Origin of the sequence: Phormidesmis priestleyi ULC007 (genome assembly GCF_003003695.1) — a bacterium.
In the GTDB taxonomy this organism is placed as follows: domain Bacteria; phylum Cyanobacteriota; class Cyanobacteriia; order Leptolyngbyales; family Leptolyngbyaceae; genus Phormidesmis_A; species Phormidesmis_A priestleyi_A.
Map to the genome: position 1 here is coordinate 1 of NZ_PVWG01000084.1, position 7,623 is coordinate 7,623.

Here is a 7,623-nt window from a genome sequence, read left to right on the forward strand (position 1 = left end):
ATACCATCTTTCACGGTTGTCATCAGGGGTCACGACCCACTCAGCCTTCATCTTACAACTGATTTAGGATTGCTATAGTTTTGATGCGATCGTCTTGGTCAAGCGCGATCGTAATCGAGCGCTTGGGAACTGCGAACCGTTGCAGATCGTGAATGAGTTCGGGCTTCAATTTGCGAACCTTTTCGCCACCGATAACCTCGTTCTCTACCACACCGCCCCGTGCCCCGTAGAGCGCGATCGCGACATAGCCTTGAGACAGCAGACAGAGCGATTTCTTACCGCCCTCAGTCAGAATTAGAGGGATATCAACGCGCTGTTCTAACCACTTCCAGAAATTCGGGACGCGGGTTCGGGATGGCAAATTCGCGACAAAGCAGCATAGCGCTGCAAGGACTTCCTGTGTAGGGTTGCCTTGCTGGAGTGAATGCAATTCCTGGGTGTTCGGCTGCAAGAGTTTTTGCAGCTTCTCTAAGGCTTGATTCTGGATAAAGTTCTTTGAGGAGGAGGACGAAAAGCCCATCCCCGCTATCGCGCCACGCTCGATCGTTAACTGGCTGGCTCCAGATCCGCTCCACTTCTGAAGCAGCGTGTCTAGCTCGTTCTGCCTTGCGGCTTCTACTAAAAGTTTTAGCCATAAATCCTCTTGAGCAATGCTGTTGCGTTCGGTGATTTTTCGATAGATTCCGACAGTGACGGGAGGCGTAAAAGCCCTCGCACCTCTGCCTTTAATCGACTCGTATTTTTGCTCTTTGCCCGTCTTGTGATTAACTCTTGGATGCTCTGGCTTGGCTTGCCAGGGGTCATCGTCTTCGTTGAGGAAAACCGCCAAAGCTCTGTAGTTGTGGGGTTTGTGGGTTTGCCACTGACGAGAAACTTTCTGTCCTAAGAACTCGTTCGGCTCAAAATATCCGGTGTCCTCAACGATCTCGATCGCCGCGCTATAGAGGCAAGAATCGATCTCGCTGCCCACGATGCACTCATGCTCAAATCTCTGCGAAAAAGTCTCTAAAGTGGGGGTCGTTTGAAGGATAGATGCACTCATGACGCACCTCCTGTTTGGAGGAATGCCGCGTCTTCAAGAAGCACGATCTCGCTGTCAGGAAACGGCTTTATCCACCTCCAAAAACTGCGCTCTTGATAGCCAGTTGGTCGCCCCGCTTCACGCTCGATTTGTGCTGATTTTTTGAGGCTGAAGCGGTACGCAAGGACGCGCCAAGAAATCGCAGTACGCACTAGCAGAAATGCCCGTAAGCCCTTACCTGTAAAAGTTTTGCAGTTCTGGTACGCGCGTAATTTTTCGGTGCTGGCTGCGTACCGCTGCTTTTCTTGCGACGCGCTGCGGCACGATCTCAACGTGAAGGAGTGCGATTTTTGTCTTCGCCAGCGCGTCGCAATGCTGCAATTTCTCGATCGTTTCAGCTTGCAAAAACCGAAATCTTGGAGGAACGCGATGAAGCGATCAAGAAATCGTGCAAGAACGATCGCACATTTTTCGTTTTCTAGTATCCACTGAAACTTAAGACTCTTGCCCTGTAACGGTTCTATGCTGTAGAATGGTGGGCAGAAGCGAGAAAAAAGTTTATTAAAACTGTCTGAGCGTGAGCTAATATCGTGCATAGAATCTGTCACACAGATTCGATCTGTGGCTAGTGGTCTAAAAGCGCTCTAGTTTCTGAGGCGTGAACGCTTTTAGGTTTACAAAAACGAGAAACCCCTCTACCGACTGTTCACCAGTTGTGGAGGGGTTTCTTGTTTGGCGAGTTTCCGTCTCAATCTTTGTCGATCGGTTAGACCCCGATAGAGACAGTCCCGAATGACATCGGCTAAGATTTCGTCGCTCTCGTCAGCTTCTTGTTTGAGTCCAGCCTCAAGCGACTTCGGGATTCGTTGATTTAGCAGCGCGTAGAAACGATATTCCATGATGATTTTGTTATAAATCCGGTCTTGCAAGTTTGTAGAGATCATAGAGCCAAAAGTACATTTAGAGATCGTTACGATCGGTGAAATTACAAAAATTAAGCGTCTTACCGACTGCTGCCTTCTCGCATCGCCAAGCTGTACGACTATCCGACATACCTAACAGCAATTTTTGCCAGAATTCAGGAATTCCAAAAAGTGTGTACAGTGATAAATCAACATGACAAGTAGATTTATCAAAGTGGCAGCTTGCCCGTTGACATTTTGACGGCTTGGCTTGCAGCGTTTGAGAGAGAAAGCCTTACTGTAATCCCTGATAGGGTGTGAAAGTATTTAGTCACCCTGTCAAGTCAGCAAACAGCATTGGCGCGTTGTTAGGTAGGTAAAAAGAGAACTTTTTATGAAAAAAAGAAGACTTTTTATAATAATTAAAAGGTAGTATCACTATTTCCGTTACCTGGGTTTGGAGACAAGTAAATGCTTTCTGCACCATTCAACCTTCGACCGTGCAGAAAGTTGGATGGATTTAGTTCGTAGGCTTATTTTGTAATACATTGTGTGGCATTTGTGGCGTTTGTGTCACTTCATGGTGCTTCGTGGTGTTTCGTGGTGTTTGGTTCCAATCCTCTATCGCGCCCAACCCTCGATCGCTACCTCTACAAACTCTACATCCTCTATCGCCCCATCCAAAAACCGGACACACAACGAAACCGGACACGCGATCTAGGTCACACGCCTCGAAACAGCTTCAACGCCTGACCTAGATCGGTTTCTCCGATGAGGATGCAGCGCTTTAGCAGGTCTAGATCTAAACCCTCTAACCCTGGTAGCTCACTGCGATCGATGCGTTGATAACCACCCTCTCTCAAGTGATAGAGCGCTAACGTGCCATCTTCCCAGAACCACACTTCAGACACGCCTAACGCTCGATATTTAGGAAGTTTCGCAGTGTTGCCACTGGTAAAGACAACCTCGATCGACAGATCAGGGATTTTCTTCTGTCTCTCAAGCCAGTAGCTTTGATCGGCTTGCGTCGAAACAACGCCCTCAATTTCCTGTGTCTTATCACCCGTGGGTTTGAATGCGATTCCCTGATCAATTAAATAGATGCTGAGTAGAAAACCGATGACGTGTGTAAACGTGGCGTGATCCTCACCCGGCATAAAAATCTCGATCGTTCCATCGTAGTAAGTCAGCTTGGCACGAGAGATTTCCTCATAGCCTTTTTGGAGGTGTGTGAAATGCTCCCAGTTCCCTTGTAGAACCGTGCGATGGTCTGTAGTTTTGTCGAGTAGTTGCGTCATAGCCCCGCCCTCAAAATTTGTTCAGCCGTCAGTTGCAGGTCTGGGAATGTAGGAGAGATGACCCGATCTCCACCTCTAAATTGAGTTGGGGGTTGATAGCGATATCCCCTCTCTGCCAGACAATAAATTGAAATCGTGGGCTGTTTTAGGTTGCCTATGAAGTCGCGCCCTCCTAGCCCCAAGTAGTCAACGATCCAGTATTCTTGAATGCCAATCGTGCTGTAGTCTTCTACTTTCCGAGCGTAATCGTTTTGCCAATTAGTGCTGACAACCTCTACAACGAGCTTGATGGAAGTACCCAAGGTGATTACAGGCTCGTTTTGCCACAGGGGTTCTTTAACGATTTCAGCTTTATCCAGCACAACGGCATCAGGACGAAAAGCAGTCGAAGTTCCGAGCGGCTTAATTAGGCACCGAGTGGGCGTAAACCACCGAATATCAAGGCGATCAATTTCAGCGTTCACTTTGCGGAGAACAAAGGCAGCAACCTCTTCATGAGGTCCAGTCGGTTCCATATCGGTGAGTTCTCCATCAATTAATTCATAACGATCGTTGTCTCCATAGCGAGTGATGAAGTCATCGAAGGTCAGAAGTTTTAGAGCAGATTGTGTCATTAACGATCGCGCTCCAATAGAGAAATCAGCTTCGTGACACTTTCAGCTTGAGTTTGGGCTGTGGTTGCCTGTTGCTGAGTGATTTGCTTGAGGTCAGTAAAGCCAGTTGTCATGGCTTCTCTCAGGTCATTGATTCGTTCGGCTAACTCGGTGGTTGCCGTCGCTAATTGCCTGAGTTCGTACTGAATCCCGATCGTGGGGTCTGGCTGACTGGTCATTGGCGATCGCCCTCCCTATTTTCCCTTGCTCTCAGTTGCAGGGATATCTTTTTGCTTTGGAACATCCCCGCGTTCCTCTGCCTCCCTCACTGCTTTTTCAATGATGAAGTTGCACAGATTGGCAACGGGTCTTCCTTCTGCCTCTGCCCATCGTTCTAGCTTCTCGTTAATCGCGTCGGGAATAGTTAGCCCGATCCGCTTACTCATACCAGTGTTCTCTGTCATTTTCACCCTAATGTTACGACACGGTTTGTTGGATGAACCAAAAGTAACCTATCAATCACGTTTTAGTGATTGCAAGTAACGAATTGATGTTACCATGAGTTCCAAGAAAGGATCGCTAAGGAATTCGCAGAGACTCGAAACCGTTCCTTAGCCTCCATCCCAAAGCTTTTGCCCCATCCCCAAAAACCTATGACGACTCGAATTGTTCTGGACAGCGATATCCGATCGACCGTTGATCAAATTCAGGCAGTGACTAAAAGCCCGTCACCTTCTCACGCGATCGCCCTCCTGGTTTCTCGCTATGGGAAACACCTCATCGGCACATGGGAAGTTGACCCCGAACAGCCTTGCTGCACCGGAGGTGTTCGCTTGCCTGATCAAAAGCCTTAACGCCCCAAACCATCAGCCGAATTTACCTACCAGGACAAACGACCCATGACCCCTACAACCGAAGTGCAAAGACTCATCACGACACGCACCGCCATCCGTCACGAGATTCTAGTCAACCCTGGCAACCGCTACCTCGAATATGTCTCAGCGTCCGGTGCAATGATTCGACTGCCTAACGTGATCAGAGAGTTCGATCCATCCTGGGAAGACGTACCCGCCCCTTCTGCTGAGACGGTCATCATCCATCGCGACGGCACTCTCTACGCCGTTGGCACCGCAGCCAAGACGATGAAGGGCAAGAGCGCGTTTGATAAAGGCAAGCTCTCAATGATGCAAGATTCTGTGTTTGCAGCCTTAGAGCCGTCCTATGGTCAAAGCATTCTGAGAGTTGAGAACCTCAAGATTGCAGTTCCAGACGTGCGGAATGGGGAAGCGATCGCCCAATCGCAGAAGCTTCAAGGCACCTTTGAATACACTCGCAACGGGCAAGACGTGATCACCACGATCGCAAAAGTGACGCTGATTGAGGAGGCAACCGCCGCTTACAACTATGGGGTCAAGAATGACCTGTACCAGTGGCTTGATGCCGTCAATGGCGTGATTGACTTTGGCGGTGGCACCTCATCAGGAAGACTGTACAGCCCAGACGGGCTAATGCTGCGAGAGGCATCAATTACCCTACCAGGCACCAATCAGTTAGCCCAAATGATTCAGGCGAGGTTACTTAAGGAAACGTCTACCAGTGCTGACCTTTCCGCAATTATGGACGGCATCGAAAGCAGTTCTTATCAAGTTGGGCGCAATGGTGCAAGCTTTATGACTCACTTTGCCTCATGCCGTGACCAGTGGTTAGACGATATTCGCTCTAAAGCTATTAGCCAGTGGCAACCCTATCTAAACGACTTGGGTGAAGTGCTCTTGGGGTCGAGCCGAGATACGTGTAAAATAGTGCCACGGAACCCTAGAACGCTCATCACAGATGGCTTTCACCGCTCTCTATCGGCAGACTGATTGCGGATTCTAGTGGTTGCGGAATGTTCTGCAAATCCAGCACATAGTCTCCAAATCGCTTCAAATGCTTCGTCGTGTAGGGACTCAGCACTGCTAACGCCTCTCGGTCTACCGGGTAGCCCTCTGCACTCAAAGTTTGCACTACCCAAGAAATGTCTACTGCATTTTGGAGAATGACCGCAGAAGAGACGACATCTAAATATTTGAGCCGCTTCTCTTGCTCCTCCGGGTCATTCTCAGTGATGATGCCGTCTTTGCCAAAAAACATCCAACTGAGGAACTGATTAAACCCTTCCACAACATTCGTGCAAGCCGTAATCTGCTGCCGCAAATCTCGCTGAGAGATGTATTGCAACAGAAACACGGTTCGTACCACCTGCCCCAACTCTCGAAATGCCTGATAGAGCCTATTCTTGCGGCTGTAGGTACTGAGTTTACGCAAGATCGTAGACGGCATTAATTTGCCCGATTGAATTGATAACACCACTCGCATCAAGTCCTGCCAATGCGTTCGGATCAACTGCCAATCTACAACTCCTTTGAAAAGCGGTTCGATGTATTCATAAACTGCATCTTGATCCGGACGTAAGAAAATGTAGTCTTGCCAGTTGCGAATGCGCGGCATCAACTGAATCCCCAATAAGTAAGCCAATCCGAAGACCGGAGCCGATTGCCCTTGCGTATCGGCATGTAGGGTATCGGGCTGGATCTCAGACGTGTTTTTGAGCAGTCCGTCTAGGATGTAGACCGCTTCCCAGACTCCACAGGCAATGAAATGAGTGAACAGAGCAATGTAAGTATCAGAGACGTGGTGATAGGCAATTCCGCCATAGCCACCATAGCGAATGTGATATTCCGACAATAGATTGTTCTCATAGGTCTCAAACTTACAACCATCTGCTGCTGCCCGTTTACCCGTGCCCCAGATTTTCGGCAAATTGAGCCGAGCGTAAGCGTTGATCATGTCAGTCATCGCAGCTTGCAGCTTTTTGGCATTGATGTGACGACGATGAACCTAGGACAACTGATGAGAAGTCACTCGTCCTTTGGTATGCCGCGCGGTCTGATTGGGTCCGAGGTTACATCCCAAACCAAAGACTGTCAAAATATATCGTTCCAATGGGTCATCTAGTTTGGGTTCGGAGCCAGATTCAGGACCAAAGTGCCGTGTCCAATGCAACCAGTGCTCGACGTTAGCAAGAATATCGAGAATGCTCCGTTCAGGTAGTCGCTGGTGGATCAAGGCTTCCAACTCCCTAGCTCCGAGAGGTTGAGGCAGTGCTTGGATTCGCTTGAGTACCGGCTCCCCATTCTGTGAAAATGTCACTTGCGTTCCGTCTTTGCAAATCTGGTCTACTTCAACCGCCGTTTGAGTCAGCCAAGTCGTCAAGTGAGCGATGAATTCATCTGGCTCAGAGGGAATGCCCAGTTCTTGACAGAAGGACTTTAACTGAGGTTGACATTCCTGCCAGCTCAGCAGTTGTTCTCCAAAATCAGCATAGGATTCTGAGCCAACAACACAGACATCGCCTGTCTTCAGCTCAGTGGCGAGATAGGTGAAGATACAAATCTCTAGTTGTTGCCGCACCACACCGGCTGTGCCATCTTTTTTGACAATCACCAATCGTCGCCAGGAGTCGCTGGCGAAACTGAGATCAAGGGTTTTGGCGGATAACCACTGACCCCGGCGGTGCTCATGTTCCAACACAAACGCCAAGGCTTCCATTAAGGACTGATCTTGAGTTGTAGAACGAATATCAAGCGAGCGGACGAGCGTAAACAGCAGTTTGCGATAGCGACTGTAAAACCGCCACAATAAGGGTAAGTAATTGTCACTGTTGTAAGCAGCGATCTCTTCACACTGCTCTAAGAGGGTGTTTTAAAAGTTGTAGCGGGTCAAATTTTACGCCAAGCGCTTGACCATAATCCGAATCATTGCCAGAT

The 7,623-nt window shown here is 48.8% G+C and carries 10 protein-coding genes and 1 pseudogene; 3 read left to right on the forward strand and 8 right to left on the reverse strand.

Translation table 11 applies throughout. From position 1 onward, the window contains the following. Positions 1-52 precede the first annotated feature (52 nt). The 3 genes from C7B65_RS26255 to C7B65_RS26260 all read right to left on the reverse strand — a co-directional run bounded on the left by C7B65_RS26255 (position 53) and on the right by C7B65_RS26260 (position 1,965). Positions 53-1,042 (reverse strand): DUF3854 domain-containing protein, encoded by a 990-nt coding sequence (locus tag C7B65_RS26255; RefSeq protein ID WP_073075296.1) that lies wholly within the window; start codon positions 1,040-1,042, stop codon positions 53-55. Continuing rightward, the gene (locus C7B65_RS27535; protein WP_143162129.1) at positions 1,039-1,617 is read right to left on the reverse strand and encodes a hypothetical protein; all 579 of its coding nucleotides are present in this window, start codon (positions 1,615-1,617) and stop codon (positions 1,039-1,041) included. Before C7B65_RS27535 ends, C7B65_RS26255 begins: the two co-directional genes overlap by 4 nt. 99 nt (positions 1,618-1,716) lie before the next feature. Then, positions 1,717-1,965, reverse strand: coding sequence for a hypothetical protein (locus C7B65_RS26260; protein ID WP_073075295.1), 249 nt, complete (start codon positions 1,963-1,965; stop codon positions 1,717-1,719). 538 nt (positions 1,966-2,503) lie between these two features. Between C7B65_RS26260 and C7B65_RS28200 the strand changes: the two genes are divergently transcribed. After that, positions 2,504-2,644 (forward strand): hypothetical protein, encoded by a 141-nt coding sequence (locus tag C7B65_RS28200; RefSeq protein WP_181314514.1) that lies wholly within the window; start codon positions 2,504-2,506, stop codon positions 2,642-2,644. Position 2,645: 1 nt separating this feature from the next. Here the strand turns inward: C7B65_RS28200 and C7B65_RS26265 are convergent, their stop codons facing one another. The 4 genes from C7B65_RS26265 to C7B65_RS26280 are packed head-to-tail and all read right to left on the reverse strand — an operon-like array spanning position 2,646 to position 4,260. Further along, positions 2,646-3,221, reverse strand: coding sequence for a Uma2 family endonuclease (locus tag C7B65_RS26265; protein ID WP_073075294.1), 576 nt, complete (start codon positions 3,219-3,221; stop codon positions 2,646-2,648). Beyond that, the gene (locus tag C7B65_RS26270) at positions 3,218-3,835 is read right to left on the reverse strand and encodes a Uma2 family endonuclease (protein ID WP_073075293.1); all 618 of its coding nucleotides are present in this window, start codon (positions 3,833-3,835) and stop codon (positions 3,218-3,220) included. Before C7B65_RS26270 ends, C7B65_RS26265 begins: the two co-directional genes overlap by 4 nt. Next, entirely contained in the window at positions 3,835-4,053 is a 219-nt protein-coding gene (locus C7B65_RS26275; RefSeq protein ID WP_073075292.1) for a hypothetical protein, read from the reverse strand. The genes C7B65_RS26270 and C7B65_RS26275 overlap by 1 nt, the downstream gene beginning before the upstream one ends. A 15-nt stretch (positions 4,054-4,068) precedes the next feature. After that, on the reverse strand, positions 4,069-4,260 hold the full coding sequence (locus C7B65_RS26280; protein WP_073075297.1) for a ribbon-helix-helix domain-containing protein: 192 nt from the start codon (positions 4,258-4,260) through the stop codon (positions 4,069-4,071). Between the two features lie 207 nt (positions 4,261-4,467). Here C7B65_RS26280 and C7B65_RS26285 point away from each other — a divergent pair, with 207 nt between their 5' ends. Both C7B65_RS26285 and C7B65_RS26290 read left to right on the forward strand, forming a co-directional pair. Next, positions 4,468-4,668: a hypothetical protein gene (locus C7B65_RS26285; protein ID WP_073075291.1), complete on the forward strand. Its 201-nt coding sequence runs from the start codon at positions 4,468-4,470 to the stop codon at positions 4,666-4,668. 45 nt (positions 4,669-4,713) lie between these two features. Then, positions 4,714-5,679 (forward strand): ParM/StbA family protein, encoded by a 966-nt coding sequence (locus C7B65_RS26290; RefSeq protein ID WP_073075290.1) that lies wholly within the window; start codon positions 4,714-4,716, stop codon positions 5,677-5,679. Here the strand turns inward: C7B65_RS26290 and C7B65_RS29070 are convergent. Continuing rightward, positions 5,642-7,405, reverse strand: a pseudogene (locus tag C7B65_RS29070) (Tn3 family transposase). The gene C7B65_RS26290 and the pseudogene C7B65_RS29070 overlap by 38 nt on opposite strands. Positions 7,406-7,623 lie beyond the last annotated feature (218 nt).

Excerpts from the sequence above, each read along its gene's own strand:
- C7B65_RS26260 (WP_073075295.1), bottom strand. The coding sequence starts at position 1,965 with ATGATCTCTACAAACTTGCAAGACCGGATTTATAACAAAATCATCATG.
- C7B65_RS27535 (WP_143162129.1), bottom strand. The coding sequence starts at position 1,617 with ATGCACGATATTAGCTCACGCTCAGACAGTTTTAATAAACTTTTTTCT.
- C7B65_RS26290 (WP_073075290.1), top strand. The coding sequence starts at position 4,714 with ATGACCCCTACAACCGAAGTGCAAAGACTCATCACGACACGCACCGCC.
- C7B65_RS26265 (WP_073075294.1), bottom strand. The coding sequence starts at position 3,221 with ATGACGCAACTACTCGACAAAACTACAGACCATCGCACGGTTCTACAA.
- C7B65_RS26255 (WP_073075296.1), bottom strand. The coding sequence starts at position 1,042 with ATGAGTGCATCTATCCTTCAAACGACCCCCACTTTAGAGACTTTTTCG.
- C7B65_RS28200 (WP_181314514.1), top strand. The coding sequence starts at position 2,504 with ATGGTGCTTCGTGGTGTTTCGTGGTGTTTGGTTCCAATCCTCTATCGC.
- C7B65_RS26285 (WP_073075291.1), top strand. The coding sequence starts at position 4,468 with ATGACGACTCGAATTGTTCTGGACAGCGATATCCGATCGACCGTTGAT.
- C7B65_RS26270 (WP_073075293.1), bottom strand. The coding sequence starts at position 3,835 with ATGACACAATCTGCTCTAAAACTTCTGACCTTCGATGACTTCATCACT.
- C7B65_RS26280 (WP_073075297.1), bottom strand. The coding sequence starts at position 4,260 with ATGAGTAAGCGGATCGGGCTAACTATTCCCGACGCGATTAACGAGAAG.
- C7B65_RS26275 (WP_073075292.1), bottom strand. The coding sequence starts at position 4,053 with ATGACCAGTCAGCCAGACCCCACGATCGGGATTCAGTACGAACTCAGG.